The following is a 15097-nucleotide window of genomic DNA, read 5'->3' as shown; positions in this document are numbered from 1 at the left end:
CCCGCCCGTCCCTTTCGTCGCGTCGACTGGAAATCTGCGATAAGGTCGTGCCGAGGATCGCGGTGGCGGTCCGGCCGATCAGATACGGCAGCAAACCCAGGATCGCGCAACGCGTGAAGAGGGCGGACCGCGTCACCGGTCATATCGACGCGGTCGCCTTCGCCCGACCCGGGGCAACAGCGCGATGGGGCGCCATCCGCGCCCCGTTCAACCGTCGAGCGTGGCCCGCCAGCCATGGGCGAGGCGCTCGACCTCGAGCCATCGCCGCCGCTCCTCCTCGGCATCGGCCAGCGCGCGATGTGCGGGAGCGACGCCCGCCGGCCGCGGCTCGGCCTGCGCCAACACCGCCTCGACCGCCCCCGCCAGCCCGGCCGCATCGACCTTGCCGCGCAGGATCGCCAGCGCCGTCGCGCGATTCTCCTCGTCGCTATCGCGCAGCCTGAGCGCGCGCCGCGGCAACCCCGCACCGCGCAGCAACACGCTCAGCCATTTGCCGTCCCACGAGGGCGCGCTCGCTAGCAGATCATGCCCGGCGAGCGCTTCAACCATGCGCCGTGCCACGACGTCGTGCGGCGTTGCATCGGCGAGCATCGCTCGGCTGATTCCATGGATCGCCTCGGCTTCGTCCGCCCAATCGGACCAGTCCGGTGCGGGACGGATCAGAAAGCTCTCCGAGGCCCCATCCTCGAACACCCAGCCGACCTCGATCGGATAGCTGACGTTCGAGAGCGACGATGCCTCGAAATCGATGAAGACGCGCATTGCTACTTCTTCGGCGGTAGCGCACCCTGCGCGTAGGTTCCGACAAGTTCGCCCTTTGCGACCACCTTGCCCGACATCGCAGCAAGCACCGTCTCGCGGTCGGCGCCGACCGGCAGGTCGAGCGTCTCCGACAGCGCGAACAGCTCGACATGATAATGGTGGGGATCGTCGCGACCGGCGGCCTGGGTCCATAGTAGCCGGGCGATCCGCGGGTGTTGCGGCCCTGACGCATCGCTTTCGGATCGGCGAGCTGACGCTCGGCGGGCAGCGCCTCGGACAGCGCGTTCGTGGTCGCGGGGATGTTCCAGGCGACCCAGTGAATGAACGGGTGCCCCTTGGCAGAATCGGGATCCTCGACCAGCAGGACGTAAGACCTCGTTTGCGCCGGCGCGCCTGACCAGCGCAGCGCCGGTGACACGCCGTCATGATAGTCGCTGTACCGCGGCGGGATCGGGCCGCCGGCAGCAAAGGCAGGGCTCGTGATCGTCAGCGTGGCGGAGGCTTGCGCTTCGGGCCGCGCGATCGCGAGTGCTTTGCCCAACGGCCGCGCTTCGCCCTCCGGCGCGCGAGCCACCGGCGGCGGCAGCATCGCCCCGGCCTTGTCGGCTCCGGCATAGCTGATGCGATAGATCACCCCGTTGATATCGTCGGTGAACAGCAGCGATCCGTCACGGGCAACCGCGAGCCCGACCGGCCGTCCCGACTGGGCGGGGCCATCGCTGCTCTCGAATTCGAAGCCGGTCAGGAACGGCTCGAACCCGACCGCCTCGCCGGCGGCGTCAAAGCGCACGCGCGCGACCTCGTAGCCCGAAGGCTTCGATCGGTTCCACGATCCCCGGAACGTGACGAAGGCATCGCCCTGGTAGCCGCGCGGAAACATCGCCCCGCGGTAGAAGAGCAGCTGCATCGGCGCGGCGTGGCCGGTGTAGCCGAGCACCGGCCGGGTCGCCGCCTTGTCGAGATCGGCCATCGTCAGGCCGTTGGGCGGATCGTCCTGCGGATTCTGCCCGCCAAAACCATAGATATAGGGCCAGCCATAATTCTTCCCGAAGGCGATCTTGTTGAGTTCCTCGGGCTGCTGGTCGTCGCCCAGCATGTCGATGCCATGATCCATGCCCCACAGCTGACCGGTCTTCGGATTCCAGTCATAGCCGATCGTGTCGCGGAGGCCGGAAGCGAAGATGATGCGGCTCTCGCCGTCGGGAGACATCCGCAGAAGCGTGGCGCTTTCCGGGCTGCTCTCGACGCACTCGTTACAGGTCGAGCCGACGGTGATGTAGAGCTGGCCGTCGGGGCCGACCCGCACCGTGCGGGTATTGTGTTGACCGGTATCGGGCAGGGTCGCGGTCAGCTGCTCGAGCGGACCGAACGAGCCGTCGGCAAGGATCGGCGCGGTCAGCACCTCTTTCATGGCGGCGAGGTAGACCTTGCGGCCGTCGATGGCGATGCCATGCATACCCGACCGGGTCGCGACCACCTTGCGCAGGTCGGCCTTTCCGTCGCCATCGGTATCCCGCAGCATCACGACATCGCCTTCGGCGCGCCTGGTCAGATAGACCGTGCCATCGTCGGCGACAGCGAGCAACCGCGCATTGCCAAGGTCGCTCGCCCATATCGCGACCCTGAACCCGGCAGGCAGTTTGAGCCGCGCGAGCGACGTGGCATCGGGTTTCACACCGCGCGGTTCGACGATGGCGACATCGTATCGGAAGTTGGCGGCCTTCGCCTCGGGCAGCGGTTGGCCGGCGGGTACCGCCGGTCGGCCGCCCACCGCCCCCGGCTCCGCCGCCGATACGGTGGTCGAAAGGAGCGCGAGCCCCAGGATCATGTGACGCATGACGCTTTTCCCAGTTGCCGGCTTCGCGGACGCCCCCGCAGCCGAAAGATCGATCAGACAAGGCGCTCGACGTGGCGAAAGGTTCCCGGCGCTGTCGCGATCGCAACCTGGGTTAGCCAGAGGATTTTCCGCACCGACCGACGCATAGTCGGCGGCATGGCGTCGCCCGGCTGATGTCAGATGGGAGCGCGGTCTCGCCGGCACGAACTCAGTCGTCGCCGATGTCCTTGGCGAACCGGTAGCTGGTCTGCTCGAACTTCAGGGTGCGGAAGAAATTGTGGGCGTTTTGAATTTCGATGTCGCTCATCGCCTCCACCCGCGTGCACCCGGCCTTGCGCAGGGCGCCGATCGCGGCATTGACAAGCGCGCTGGCGATGCCGCGGCGGCGATGCCCCTGATCGACGATGATCACGGTGAGCCGGCCGACCGGACCATGCTGGATCGTTGGTATCACGGCCCAGGCACAGCAGCCGACGAGATCACCGCACAGCGCGACTGCCATCCCGCCGCGCGCCTTGCGCGCGGCGTCGAGATTGCGAGCGACCGCCATCTCGTCGAGATCGATCTGGGAAAGCTGGGTTAACAGGCCTGCAAGCGCTGCGGCGTCGGCCGGTTTGGCGGGCCTCACGATGAGCGCCGGTGCGGGTGGGGGCGGCGGCGGTTCGGAACCGCCCGGGGGTTCCGATTCCGCCGGTGGGACGAGCGTCGGCCGGTTCGGCACGACCGGCCTGGACGCGGCCTTGTGCGGCTTCGCCGCCGCGGCTCGCCGATCCTTCCCCTCGCGAATGACGGGCATTTGCTTCGATCGGCGGACACCTTCGTCGCCGACGGGACGCGCGCGCCGCGGCCGAATGGCGGACGGCTCGTCAGCGGCCGATGCCGATACTGTCGCCTTGTCCGATCTCGCCGGGGATGCAGCAGTGGTGTCCGCCGAGATCTTCCAGGTGCTGGTGGCACCTGCACGCAGATAGTCGGAGATGTCCTTGGCGGTCGCGGTGAGGCCGTCGTCGCCGACCCCGAGCAGGGGCTTGCCGGTCGCGTCGGTCAGCCCATATTTGCCATAGTCACCAATGCCCGGCTTGCGGCGGCGCGATCGTAAGAGCTTGAGGCCGCGATGTTCGGCAGCCTCGCGCAATTTCTCGTCGTCGCTCGGATCCGCCATGACCGGACAACCCTCCGGTCGCAAAGATGTTCAACAGCGTCCGATCGCCAGATGCCGGCAGCCGCCTCGTCTCACCTTGATCCCGATTCGGTTGATCGCCTCCGCCGGAACCGACGAGTCTGCGATACGCTGGGCTCTACATGCGCGCCTGCCGCTTCCGCACCTCGTCGATGATCGATCGCGTCGCCTTCAACGACGATGCCCAAACGCTGTGCATCTCGTTCCGTCAAACCGGCAAATATGTCTATGACAACGTGCCCCGCGCGATCTTCGACGGGCTGTGCAAGGCCGCGTCGGCGGGGACCTATTTCAACGCGCATATCAGGGGACGCTTTCGCTGCCGCCGCGATCCCGAACGACGCCGGTTCGGCCCTGATGGCTGATCCGCTCAGCTCTCGCCCAGCGCCCGGTAGACCGCCATCAGCCGCTGCTCGCAGACCGCGCGCGCACGTCCCGAGCCGATCGTCGCCTGGTTGGTGTCATTCAGCATTATCAGCATGTCGAGCACCTCCTGGCGCGGGGTGCCACCGTCGATAAGATGGGTAGCCATCAGGGTGATCGTATTGCTCCACAGGGTGATCGCGGCTTCGCCGAAGCCGGCATCCTCGTCATTCGCGACGTGCGAAATCATGTCCGCCACCCGCTCAGGCCCGCTTGCGCGCAGGTGCCTTGGCCGAGGCTTTCGCCAGCGGCTTCTTGTCGGCCGCCTTCGCCGCCTTCGCCGCCGGCTTCTTCGCCGAGGGCTTGTCATCGCCGCCGCCCGACGCGGGGCCGAGCGATTTCTTGAGCGCCGCCATGAGGTCGACGACGTTGCTGCCGCGCGGATCCTTGCCCTCGCTGTCCTCATCGATGTTGAGGGTCTTGCCCTTCTTCTTGCGCTCGATCAGCTCGCGCAGCGCATCGACGTAGCGGTCATGGAAGTCGCTCGCGTCGAACTTGCCGGTCTTCTTCTCGATCAGCGTGGTGGCAAGATCGAGCAGCTCGTCATCGGGGGTGCCGTCACCGATCTCGCGAAAATAGCTCGCGGCCTTGTTGACCTCATCGGCATAGCGCAGCGTCTCCATGACGATGCCGCGGCCGCAGGCCTTGATGCTGACGACATATTCGCGGCCACGCATCGCCAGCTGCCCGAGGCCGATCTTGCGGCTGCGGCGGAGCGCCTCGCGCAGCACGATGAACGCCTCCTCGGCGAGATCGTCGGCGGGCACGACATAATAGGGCTTCTCGAAATAGATCGCATCGATCTCATGGCTGTCGACGAACTGAGTCAGCTCGAGCGTCTTCTTGCTCTCGAGCTTGACGCCCTCGATCTCGGCATCGTCGAGCAGGACATATTCGCCCTTGGCATATTCGAAGCCCTTGACGATCTCGTCGACATCGACCGGGCCGATGCCGGGCACGACCTTCTCATATTTGATGCGCTTGCCCGAGGGCTCGTGAATCTGGTTGAAGGAGATGGTCGCGCTGCTCTTCGTCGCCGAATAGATCTCGACCGGGATCGATACGAGCGCCAGTCGGATCTGGCCCTTCCAATAGGGACGCGCGGCCATGTTCGTCTCCACAAGCTGTTGTTCGGTTATCGCAGCTCAATCCATGGCGGGGCGCGGCGTTCCCGCTAGCGCCCACATGCATAGCTGATCAGAAAGCCGGTCAAAACGAGACGATGCGTTAAAGCGGGCGCGGAGCGGTGGCAGACTCGCTTCTGGGCCCGATGCCGCCCCCGCCTGGCGGGAGCGGCTTTCGATGTCATTCGGCGCCAGTGCCGGGCTCCGTGGTCTTGGGAGCCTTGCCGTCCTCGAGGCGGCCCTCGTTGCGGAGGTCGCGGCCTTCCTGCGCCTTTGCCTGACCTTCGGGAGTCTTGCTGTGCTCATAGGCTTCTTCCTTCACGAAGCCCGCAGCTTCCTTGACCTTGCCTTCGATGCTCATCGACTGTCTCCTTGCGCATTCACCACACCGACGGTGGCCGGGCTGAAACACCCGGCGAGCGTGATGGCTCCCTCCTCCCCCTCCCTGCCGCTGAACCTTGACATGGATCAGGACGAATTCCCGGAACGTCGGGCAACCCTGTGCCGTGCCGAGGATTATGTTCTGCATGTGCACAGAGAATCGGGGACGAGAGCGTGCGTCGTCACGTTCGGACAGGCATCGACCGGTCGCTCGGCACGCAAACCGAGCGGACGCTGCGCGGTTGCCCGCCGTTGCGATAGCGATACCTGTCAACAACGAGCAGGACTGCCTCGCGGCGACCCTCGCCGCACTCGACCGCGCGGCAGCACGCTACTCGGGCAAGACTATCGTCGTGCTGATGCTCAACGGCTGCACCGATGACAGCCTCGGCGTAGTCACCCGGCAAAGCGTGCGGCATCTAACGGTCGACTGTCGATCGATCTCGCTGCGCCCTGGCGATCGCCACGCCGGGTGGGCGCGACGTCTCGCTCTCGACGCCGCGGCAGACTTACTCGCCGCGGACGACGACATGCTGTTATCGACCGACGCAGACACGCTCGTGCATCCTGACTGGATTATCAAGACGGCAGCCTACCTCTCGGCTGGGTATGATGCGGTGGCCGGAAAGGCTCTGACACCGGCCCGCGAGCGTGCGGCCCTTGGTCGCGCGGCCCGCGGCCGCCTCAACCAGATCGGCCGCTATTATACCGCACTCGATTGGCTGCGCGCCGATACCGGCAATGTCGATGATCCCTGGCCCCGCCATTATTATGAGGGTGGCGCCAGCATCGCCCTGACGCTCCGTCTCTATCGCCGCATCGGCGGCGCGCCGACCCCACCACTGGCTGAAGACAAGGCACTGTTCGATCGGCTGCGCGACGCCGGCGCGCGCATTCGGCATCCGCTCGATGTGCGCGTCTTTACGTCGTGCCGCACGCGCGGTCGCGCGCCGGGCGGGATGGCAGATGCGCTCGCGCAGTGGATCGGACAGGCCGACGACGCGCCCGTCCATGAGACCTATTTCGTGGCGGCGGCGCTCGCCGGCACCGGAGGCCTGTCCGACCGGCTCAGCTTCGGTACGCTGCCCGATGCCCTGCGTGAGGCGCAGCTGCTGATCGCATCCCGCCGCCGGTCAGCGTCGCTGCCAAAGATCGAGACGATAGGCATCGTGCCGGTCCGAACGCCGGACGAGAATGTCATCGCCGAGAAGCTCGGACAGCTCGAGCACGGCCCCGTCCCCGCTTTTGGGATAGTCGGTTTCGCCGGTCCAGTGGACCAGCAGGAGGTGGCCGCCTGAAATCGTTGCCGAGAGGAGATACTGCGCGAGCCGTGCGAGGTCGGCGCTGTCCCAATAATAAACGACCTCCGACAGCATGATCAGATCGAACGATCCGGCGGGCGCCTCCTCCGGCAGCCGCCGACGGGCGAAGCGGACCTGCGGCACATCCGCACAGCGAAGCTTGGCGGCGGCCAGCGCGGTAGCTGACACATCGACGGCAAGCAGCCCATCGCAGCGCGGTGCCAGCCGCCGGGTCAGTACGCCGTTGGCGCAGCCCACTTCGAGTACACTTGAAAACCGCGGCACGGGCAAGGCGTCGAGGGTCGCTGCGTATTTGGCGTCTTCATAGGGGCTGGTCTCGAACCGCCAGGGATCCGGATCGGTCTGGTACATCGCCTCGAAATAGTCGGGCTCGATCGAATGCTCACGCCGCATCGCGGTGTCTCCCGGAAAGCAGGATGAGATGGCTTCGTCCAGCCAGCCGGGCCATCGCGTTCGACAGACGGAAGCGTTTCCCGCCGCCGGTGATGCGCCCGCCGAACTGGCTGCGATGACAAGCGATCGCCCGGCGTTGCCGCCCGCGGCCACGCGAGACGTCGAATGACAGGACGCGACGCGGCGCGACGCGACGTTCGAGGTCGGCGATCGTCCAGCCCCACACCAGATATTCGAGATGGACGACCGCGCTACGCGCCGCGACCGCACGACCGAGCGCCGCAGCCGCCTCGTGATCGCAATGCGGCTCGCCGTCCCACGTTGTCAGCACGGTGCCGATCCCATGACGGTGGCAAAAGGCGACAAGGTAAGCGGCCGAGCGTCGTAACAGCGCATCCTCCTGCGACGGCGGCGCGGCATCCTGCCAGCCGAGGAAGAGCGGAGCCGTCGCGACCCCCAACGCTCCCAGCGCATGTCGACCCTCCGTGCGTCGCGCTTGCCCAACTCGGGCTGGCGACCACCCTGGTACCCCGACATGCGACCCGCTTCCATCGGTCAGGAAGGCGACGAAGCTCGTCTCGCCGACGGCGGCACGCGCGGCCAGCAGACCGCCGACCCCCAGGCTCTCATCGTCGGGATGGGGCGCGATGATCAGCCACGCGCCCCGACGTGTCGGTGCCTGGATCGTGGACCGGCATGATCGCATGAGCAGCCGGCGTGCGCTTGCCGCGCCGGGCGCTACCACCATGCCGCGTCCCCCCAGCAATCATGTTCGAGCCAAGCCGCCGCGGCCCGGTCGCGCGCTTGGTCGGGCACCGGCTGGCGCAGATACAGACCCAGGTCGCGGGTGAGGCGGTCGATCGGGTGAGACGTAAAGAAGGATGCCGTGCCAACCGCTCGAGCGGCCGCCTCCATCACCGCAAGCCCGGCCTCCTCGACGACGCCACGCGTCATGAGCACGAACGGCACCGCCGTAGTGCCGTTGGTCTCAGCCAGCATCGCCGCACGCCGGACCCACTCGCCAGCGCTTCGGCACGTGACGACGCAGTTGGCGAAGCGCGCGCGTTGGATCGGATCGTCGGCCTTGCGGGTTTCCACCAGATGATCCCGCAGGTGCCGTAGCAGCGCTTCGACGCCGCCCAGTTGAACCGCGGCGAAACGCCACGCCCCGGCGCTGAAGCGCGGTTCGCGTTCATATTCGCCCGGCGCCCCGATCAGAGCCGTCGACGCAATCTCCAACCCCGAGAAATCGAACAGTCCGCTCATAGTGCCGCGCATGCCGCGCACCTGCCAGCCATCGATATCGGCACGGTCGGCGCGTCCGGCCACATCGACCAACAACATCTGCTTGGCGCCTTGGGCGTCACGCGCCGTGATGAGAGCCCGGTCAAGATGACCCGCGCCGGTCGCGAAGCTTTTCGCGCCGTCAAGCCGCCACCGACCCGCGCCGAGGGGAGCCATCGACACGCCCGGCGATGGCTCGGTGTTCCAAACCCCATACAGTCGACCCGCGTCAATATCTTGTTCGAGCGACGCTCGCTGGGCGGCATCTCCATAGGCGGCGACCAGTTGGACCGCGTTGACATGGCCTTCGTAGATCCGGCCCAGCGCAAGGTCTGCGCCACCGATCAGGCGGAGCGTATCGCGCAGATCATCGACATCGGCCTCCGACGCGATCCGCGAGAAAGCCGCCAGCACGCCCAGTTCCCGGAGCGAGGACAACCGCGCCGTGGGAAAGGTTTCATCGTCACATGACTGGAAGCTCCACGCTGCGATCAAGGGCGCGAGCTTGCCTGCGGTGGCGCTCGCCACAGCCGCATCCGGCGCGATCAGCCCCATGGGACATCCGTTACCGCGCACCGTGCGACCGGTCCTTCGTCCATGCGTTTCATCATCTTGCTCGGGGTCGCAATGTGCAAATTCTGCTCCGGCTGCGGCCCATCGCCGGAAAAATGTCGCGTGCCGAGGCCCGCGTCACAGGTGCGCGATGGCCTTGGTGATCGAGGCGGGCGCGCGGGGCCAGGAAAACCAGCGACGTGACGGTCGCCGGCTAGGCGCCCTGGCTCCTTGCCATGGTATCGAGCAACGCCTCGGCGCGTCCTTCTCCGACGCCGGGAGGTCGACCTGAGCGCCGTTGCGGTCTGGACCTTACAACGGGGACGCATGGTCACATTCGTCTCCAAAATCTGTTGTAAGGCTGTCGGGGCTCAATCCATGGCGCCGCCCGGCGTTCCCGCCTCGCTGCGGCAAATCGCCCTGCTTTATATTGGGGTCGTCGTGCCAAGCTAAATGTCAGGGAGCACCTGGTCGGCACGGCCCCAGCCGGCGAGCGCCTTCGAGCCGGCGCGCTTGACCAGTTCGGCGGCATCGCCAACATGCCAGTGAGCGGGGCTGTCGATCCCCTCGAGCTCTTTCCAGCTGATCGGCACCGCGACCGGTGCGCCTTCGCGGGCGCGCACCGCATAGGGCATCACCGCCGTCGCACCGCGCTGGTTGCGCAGATAGTCGACGAAGATCCGCCCCTTGCGCTGCGCCTTGGCCAGCGCGGCGGTGAAGCGCTCGGGCTCAGTCTGGGCCACCACCTGGGCGAAGCGGTGGGCGAAATCCTTGACTGCCGGCCATTCGGCCTGGGGGGTCAGCGGGGCGATGACATGGACCCCTTTACCGCCGGTGACCATCGGGAAGGTCACGAGCCCGATCTGCTGCAGCAGATCCCGGAAGTGGAACGCCGCGGTCCGCACCGCCTCGAAGTCGAGCCCCTCGTCGGGATCGAGGTCGAACACCAGACGGTCGGCCTTCTCGACATCCTCGATCCGCGCACCCCAGCCATGGAATTCGATCGTGCCCATCTGGACGCAGGTCAGCAGCCCCTCGGCATCGTCGACGAAGATATAGGCTTCGTCATGGCCGTCCTTCTCGCGGATCGCGACCTGTTTGATATGCTCGCCGAACGTGCCGGCGTCGTGCTTCTGGAAGAAGCATTTCTTGGCGCGGCCCTGCGGGCAGCGCACCAGGCTGATCGGCCGGTTCGCTACCCAAGGCAGCATGATCCCGGCGACCGCCTGATAATGGTCGGCGAGTTGGCCCTTGGTGATCTTGGATTCGGGGAAGATCACCCGCTCGCGGTTGCTGATCGCGACATCGACCTGGGTCTGCGCCGCCGCGGCCACCGCCCTGCCGGTCGGCACCTCGGTCTCGATCACCACCGCCTCGGGCTTCTTGTCCTCGCGCAGGCCGAGATAGGAGGGATGGCGCAGCACCCCCTCGTCGGTGAACTCGGCAAAAGCGATCTCGCACACCAGCTTCGGCGCGATCCAGTGCGCGCCACGCACCGCCGCCCGCGGCGCGTCGACCGTCGGTACCTTTACCGCGAGCGGTGCCATCAGCGCCATCAGCCGCTCGATCTCGTCGCCGGTGAAACCGGTGCCGGCCTTGCCGGCATAGACGAGCACCCCATCCTTGTTGACCCCGAGCAGCAGCGAGCGAAAGCCGCGCTGCTTGTCCGACGGGGTCCAGCCGACGATGACGAACTCCTGGCGCCGGGTGCATTTGATCTTGAGCCAGCTGCCCGAACGCGATCCCGAATATTTCGCGTCGGCGCGCTTCGAGATCAGCCCCTCGACGCGAGCTTCGCAGAAACTCGACAAAAGCTTCTCGCCATGGCCGACGATATGGTCCGAATAGCGGATGCGCCCATCGCCATCGCCGACCAGCGCCTTGAGCTTCTCCTTGCGCTCGAGCAGCGGCAGCCCGGTCAGATCCTCGCCGTCGAGCGACAGCAGGTCGAACGCATAATAGACGATCGACGACGGATCGCCCTTGAGCGCCGCCTGCAGCGCCTGGAAGCTGGTCCTGCCCGACGGATCGACCACCACCGCTTCGCCGTCGATCAGCGCCGAGCGGCAATCGAGCGCCGTCGCCTCGGCGATCAGCCCGGCAAACTTGTCCGACCAGTCGAGGCCCGAACGGGTGTACGCACGCCCCTCGCCGCCCGCGACCGCAAGCAACGTCCGGTAGCCGTCATATTTCATCTCGTGGAGCCAGCGGTTGCCCGCAGGGACCGAGCCCACCAGCAGCGCCAGCTGGACCGGCTGGAACGGCGGCAACGGCAACGACGTCCCCCTCGCCTTCTTCCGCATTACGGGCGCGACGCGACCCTCCGACCCATCGGCGCCCTTCTGTGCGGCCAGCCCCGTTGGCGCTCGGGCCTTCACAACCTTTTTCGGTTTCACGCCCGCCGCGATCTCTTCCATCGTCAACCCGCTCTCGACGCTGGTCAGGTGGATTCCTACGAGATCGTCCGAGCCGCCGGCATGCTCGTCAGCGATCTTGCGCAACAGCCAGTTCTCGCCCTTTTCCTTGCCGCGCGGCTTCAGGCGGATCATCAGCCACTCGCCTTTCATCCGGCGGCCGTGCAGGAAGAAGTGGAGATGGCCCTCCTCGAGGGTCTTCACCGGATCCTTCCCCGGCACCGGCTCCCAAGTCCCGTTGTCCCACAGCATCACCGTGCCGCCGCCATATTGGCCCTTGGGGATTGTTCCCTCGAAGCGCGCATAATCGAGCGGATGGTCCTCGGTTCGTACTGACAATCTTTTGTCGTCGGGATTGAGGCTGGGCCCGCGGGTCACCGCCCAGCTTTTCAACGTCCCGTCGAGCTCGAGCCGGAAGTCATAATGAAGCCGGGTCGCTGCGTGCTTCTGGACGACGAAGCCGTTGCCACCGGTCGGAAGGGTTGCGCCAGCCGGTTCAGCGGTCAGGGCGAAATCGCGCTTTTCGCGGTAGCGGGCGAGACTGGCTTCGGCTCTGGAAGCCCCGGTGTGGGGGTCGGCACGGCGAGCCATTGGCAAGGCGTCCTCATGGGGAGTGCATTTAACCGTGAGCGGCTAGACTCGTTCCGCGCCGTGGACCGCTCGACATCACGATTTCGGCCGTCGATCTGGACTAGCCGACCGGGGCGGCAGGCGACCATCCATGGCCCTTTCGATAGCTCCGGTTCGCGAAACGGCCATTGCGCCACGGCCGCCAGTTCGGCTCGCCGCTGGCACCGAAGATCTGCCCAGAGCTAACCATCGGTCAAAACCTTGGCATAGAGCCGACGATAGGCGCTGGCCATCCGTTCGACATTGAACCGCTCGGCGGCAACCGCGCGCACCGTCGCGCGGTCGATGCGATCGATCATCGCGACGGCGGCGGCCGCTTCATCGAGGTCGTCGACCAGAAAGCCGGTGACGCCATGCTCAATCAGTTCGGCCATCGAGCCCCGGCGGGTCGCGATCACCGGCGTGCCGCACGCCATCGCCTCGATCACCGAAAGCCCGAACGGTTCATCGAAGTTGATCAGATGCAGCAGCGCCCGCGCCCGACCGAGTGCCGCGACCCGCGCGGCCCCGCCGACCGCGCCATGATAGGCGACCGAGCTTCCATCGACAGCGGGTGCGACCGTCTCACGAAAATAGGCGTCGTCCTGGACGATGCCGTACATGTTCAGGCGATGGCCGCTGGCCCGCGCGACCGCGACCGCCTCGGCGGTGCCCTTGTCGGGGTGGATCCGCCCGAAATAGAGCAGGTCGCCGCCGCCGGATGGCTCGAAGGTGAAGTCGGCGATCGGAATGCCGTGGTGGATGGTCGCCGCGTAGCGCAGGTCCGGATGCCGGTCGGCTTCGCTGATCGCGACATAATGGACGCGGTCCTGAAAGGGCTCGTACATTGGCAGGATACGATCCGACGAGAATCCATGGATCGTCGTCACGATCGGGGTGTCGACGAGCCGCGCGAAGGCATGGGCGGGGAAATCGGCCTGGTTGTGGATGATGTCGAAGCGTCCGGCCTGCTCGAAGAGATGGGCGAGATGCCGGAACTCCCACACCTTCGCATCGATGCTGGCGTCGTCATTGTACGGAGCCGGTACGACGCCCTCGAGCGTTGCCGCGGTGATGCTGTCGAGCGTGGCGAACAGCGTGACGTCGATACCGGCCGCGACCAGTTGCTCGGTCAGCAGACTGGTGACGAGTTCCCAAGGGCCATAATGGCGCGGCGGCGTGCGCCAGGCGATCGGCGCGAGCATCGCGACCCGCATCAGCCGGCATCCGCCAGACATATCACGACGCCCTCGTCGGCGGCGAGCCTGTCTCCCCCGGCCGCGCCGGCGATCGTCGTCGCCAGTCGCGCATCGTGCCGGGTGTCGCCGGGCAACGGGAGGCGGCGCGACTGTCCGCCAAGATTGAGCGCGACCAGCAGCCGGTCGGCGCCGTGGCGCCGCTCGAACGCGAGCACATCGGGTTCGGCTTCGACGAGATGGAGACTGCCGATCGCGAGCGCGGCGTGCGACCGCCGCAACGCGAGCAGTTCGCGGTACAGCATGAGCAGCGAGTTCGGGTCGCGCGCCTGCATGGCGACATTGCGGACCGGCCAGTCGGGGTTGAGCGGCAACCACGGCTCCCCGCTGCTGAAGCCCGCATGGGGCGTGGCGTTCCAAGGCATCGGCGTACGCGACCGATCGCGGCCGATGCCGATGCCGGGCTGGCGCAATTCCTGCGGATCGCGGATCCGGTCGGGCGGAATCACCACCTCGCCGATCCCGATCTCGTCGCCCTGATAGAGGGTCGGCGTGCCACGCAGCGTCAGCAGCAGCATCGCCGCGACGCGGGCCTGGGCATCGCCGATCCGGGCGGCGATGCGGGGCGCATCATGGCTCCCCATCACCCAGTTGGGCCAGCCGAACGGCGGCAACGACGCCTCATAGTCCGCGATCAGCCGCCGCAGCGTCGTCGCGTCCCAGCCATTTTCGATGAGCTGGAAATTGAACGGCAGATGCACCTGGGGTCGTTCGGGCGTTCCGTACCAGCGGGCATGGCGATCATTGGGCAAGAATATCTCGCCGACGAGCAGGCGGTCGCCATAGTTGTCCGCCAGGGCGCGCATCTCGGCGGATATCGCATGCGCCTCGGGCTGGTCGGTCGAATGGAGCTGGATCAGCCGGTCGCGCTCGGTGCGCCCGGGCCGCCAGTCCGGGTTGACCGGATTGTCCGGCAAACCCTCGGCCTTGACGATATGCCAAAGCACGTCGATCCGGAATCCATCGACGCCGCGGTCGAACCAGAAGCGCATCACGTCCATCATCGCCGCGCGCAACGGCGGGTGGCGCCAGTTGAGATCGGGCTGTGCGGCGAGGAAGGCGTGAAGATAATATTGGCCGGTCGCTTCGTCCCATTGCCAGGCCGAGCCGCCGAAATCGCTGATCCAGTTGTTGGGCGGACCGCCATCGGGCTTCGCATCGCGCCAGATATACCAGTCGCGTTTGCTGCTCTCGTGCGACGCGCGGCTCTCGACGAACCACGGGTGCTGGTCCGAGCTATGGTTGGGGACGAAGTCGAGCAGCACCCGCAAACCGCGAGCGTGCGCCGCGGCCAAGAGACGGTCGAAGGCAGCAAGGTCGCCGAAAATGGGGTCGATCGCACAATAGTCGGCGACATCGTAGCCGAAGTCCGCCATCGGCGAGGGGAAGATCGGTGACAGCCAGATCGCGTCGACGCCGAGATCCGCGACATAGTCGAGCCGGGCCTCGATCCCCGCCAGATCGCCCACCCCGTCACCATCGCTGTCGAGAAACGAGCGCGGATAGATCTGGTAAATCACCCCGCGCTTCCACCACGTCTTGCCATCGTCGTTCATCGAT

13 protein-coding genes and 1 pseudogene are annotated in these 15097 nt (G+C 66.6%); 2 read left to right on the top strand and 12 right to left on the bottom strand.

Annotated features, from left to right (window positions below):
* Positions 1-207: 207 nt before the first annotated feature.
* From AC1RM6_RS09740 to AC1RM6_RS09730, 3 genes are all read right to left on the bottom strand, one after another.
* The gene (locus tag AC1RM6_RS09740) at positions 208-549 is read right to left on the bottom strand and encodes a hypothetical protein (RefSeq protein WP_493100531.1); all 342 of its coding nucleotides are present in this window, start codon (positions 547-549) and stop codon (positions 208-210) included.
* Positions 542-2599, bottom strand: coding sequence for a YbhB/YbcL family Raf kinase inhibitor-like protein (locus AC1RM6_RS09735; RefSeq protein ID WP_493100529.1), 2058 nt, complete (start codon positions 2597-2599; stop codon positions 542-544). The genes AC1RM6_RS09740 and AC1RM6_RS09735 overlap by 8 nt, the downstream gene beginning before the upstream one ends.
* 208 nt (positions 2600-2807) lie before the next feature.
* Positions 2808-3761, bottom strand: a complete 954-nt coding sequence (locus AC1RM6_RS09730) for a GNAT family N-acetyltransferase (protein ID WP_493100527.1) — start codon at positions 3759-3761, stop codon at positions 2808-2810.
* 140 nt (positions 3762-3901) lie between these two features.
* Here AC1RM6_RS09730 and AC1RM6_RS09725 point away from each other — a divergent pair, with 140 nt between their 5' ends.
* Entirely contained in the window at positions 3902-4144 is a 243-nt protein-coding gene (locus AC1RM6_RS09725; RefSeq protein WP_493100525.1) for a KTSC domain-containing protein, read from the top strand.
* Positions 4145-4149: 5 nt separating this feature from the next.
* Here the strand turns inward: AC1RM6_RS09725 and AC1RM6_RS09720 are convergent, their stop codons facing one another.
* From AC1RM6_RS09720 to AC1RM6_RS09710, 3 genes are all read right to left on the bottom strand, one after another.
* Entirely contained in the window at positions 4150-4392 is a 243-nt protein-coding gene (locus AC1RM6_RS09720; protein ID WP_493100523.1) for a hypothetical protein, read from the bottom strand.
* Between the two features lie 13 nt (positions 4393-4405).
* Positions 4406-5311 carry a non-homologous end joining protein Ku gene (gene ku, locus AC1RM6_RS09715; protein WP_493100521.1) on the bottom strand — a complete coding sequence of 302 codons (906 nt, stop codon included), beginning with the start codon at positions 5309-5311 and terminating at the stop codon, positions 4406-4408.
* Between the two features lie 196 nt (positions 5312-5507).
* Complete coding sequence (locus tag AC1RM6_RS09710; RefSeq protein WP_493100519.1) at positions 5508-5687, bottom strand: hypothetical protein; 180 nt, start codon at positions 5685-5687, stop codon at positions 5508-5510.
* A 157-nt stretch (positions 5688-5844) separates the two neighbouring features.
* Between AC1RM6_RS09710 and AC1RM6_RS09705 the strand changes: the two are divergent.
* Positions 5845-6609: pseudogene (locus AC1RM6_RS09705) on the top strand (glycosyltransferase); the annotation flags it as partial.
* Between the two features lie 231 nt (positions 6610-6840).
* Here the strand turns inward: AC1RM6_RS09705 and AC1RM6_RS09700 are convergent.
* The 6 genes from AC1RM6_RS09700 to AC1RM6_RS09675 all read right to left on the bottom strand — a co-directional run bounded on the left by AC1RM6_RS09700 (position 6841) and on the right by AC1RM6_RS09675 (position 15093).
* Positions 6841-7422, bottom strand: a complete 582-nt coding sequence (locus AC1RM6_RS09700; protein WP_493100518.1) for a class I SAM-dependent DNA methyltransferase — start codon at positions 7420-7422, stop codon at positions 6841-6843.
* A complete protein-coding gene (locus tag AC1RM6_RS09695) occupies positions 7412-8170 on the bottom strand; it encodes a PIG-L deacetylase family protein (protein WP_493100516.1) in 759 nt (252 codons plus the stop codon). The genes AC1RM6_RS09700 and AC1RM6_RS09695 overlap by 11 nt, the downstream gene beginning before the upstream one ends.
* Entirely contained in the window at positions 8161-9261 is a 1101-nt protein-coding gene (locus AC1RM6_RS09690) for an acyl-CoA dehydrogenase family protein (RefSeq protein WP_493100514.1), read from the bottom strand. The genes AC1RM6_RS09695 and AC1RM6_RS09690 overlap by 10 nt, the downstream gene beginning before the upstream one ends.
* Positions 9262-9707: 446 nt before the next feature.
* Entirely contained in the window at positions 9708-12263 is a 2556-nt protein-coding gene (ligD, locus tag AC1RM6_RS09685) for a DNA ligase D (RefSeq protein ID WP_493100512.1), read from the bottom strand.
* A gap of 221 nt (positions 12264-12484) precedes the next feature.
* The gene (locus tag AC1RM6_RS09680) at positions 12485-13498 is read right to left on the bottom strand and encodes a glycosyltransferase family 4 protein (RefSeq protein WP_493100510.1); all 1014 of its coding nucleotides are present in this window, start codon (positions 13496-13498) and stop codon (positions 12485-12487) included.
* On the bottom strand, positions 13498-15093 hold the full coding sequence (locus AC1RM6_RS09675) for an alpha-amylase family glycosyl hydrolase (protein WP_493100509.1): 1596 nt from the start codon (positions 15091-15093) through the stop codon (positions 13498-13500). Before AC1RM6_RS09675 ends, AC1RM6_RS09680 begins: the two co-directional genes overlap by 1 nt.
* Between the last annotated feature and the right edge of the window lie 4 nt (positions 15094-15097).

This window comes from Rhizorhabdus sp. GW822-FHT03C02, assembly GCF_058801765.1.
This window is presented reverse-complemented; position numbering and strand designations above follow the sequence as displayed.

Coding starts and splice junctions, on each gene's coding strand:
- AC1RM6_RS09740 (WP_493100531.1), bottom strand. CDS start 549: ATGGTTGAAGCGCTCGCCGGGCATGATCTGCTAGCGAGCGCGCCCTCG.
- AC1RM6_RS09735 (WP_493100529.1), bottom strand. CDS start 2,599: ATGCGTCACATGATCCTGGGGCTCGCGCTCCTTTCGACCACCGTATCG.
- AC1RM6_RS09730 (WP_493100527.1), bottom strand. CDS start 3,761: ATGGCGGATCCGAGCGACGACGAGAAATTGCGCGAGGCTGCCGAACAT.
- AC1RM6_RS09725 (WP_493100525.1), top strand. CDS start 3,902: ATGCGCGCCTGCCGCTTCCGCACCTCGTCGATGATCGATCGCGTCGCC.
- AC1RM6_RS09720 (WP_493100523.1), bottom strand. CDS start 4,392: ATGATTTCGCACGTCGCGAATGACGAGGATGCCGGCTTCGGCGAAGCC.
- ku (WP_493100521.1), bottom strand. CDS start 5,311: ATGGCCGCGCGTCCCTATTGGAAGGGCCAGATCCGACTGGCGCTCGTA.
- AC1RM6_RS09710 (WP_493100519.1), bottom strand. CDS start 5,687: ATGAGCATCGAAGGCAAGGTCAAGGAAGCTGCGGGCTTCGTGAAGGAA.
- AC1RM6_RS09700 (WP_493100518.1), bottom strand. CDS start 7,422: ATGCGGCGTGAGCATTCGATCGAGCCCGACTATTTCGAGGCGATGTAC.
- AC1RM6_RS09695 (WP_493100516.1), bottom strand. CDS start 8,170: ATGGTGGTAGCGCCCGGCGCGGCAAGCGCACGCCGGCTGCTCATGCGA.
- AC1RM6_RS09690 (WP_493100514.1), bottom strand. CDS start 9,261: ATGGGGCTGATCGCGCCGGATGCGGCTGTGGCGAGCGCCACCGCAGGC.
- ligD (WP_493100512.1), bottom strand. CDS start 12,263: ATGGCTCGCCGTGCCGACCCCCACACCGGGGCTTCCAGAGCCGAAGCC.
- AC1RM6_RS09680 (WP_493100510.1), bottom strand. CDS start 13,498: ATGCGGGTCGCGATGCTCGCGCCGATCGCCTGGCGCACGCCGCCGCGC.
- AC1RM6_RS09675 (WP_493100509.1), bottom strand. CDS start 15,093: ATGAACGACGATGGCAAGACGTGGTGGAAGCGCGGGGTGATTTACCAG.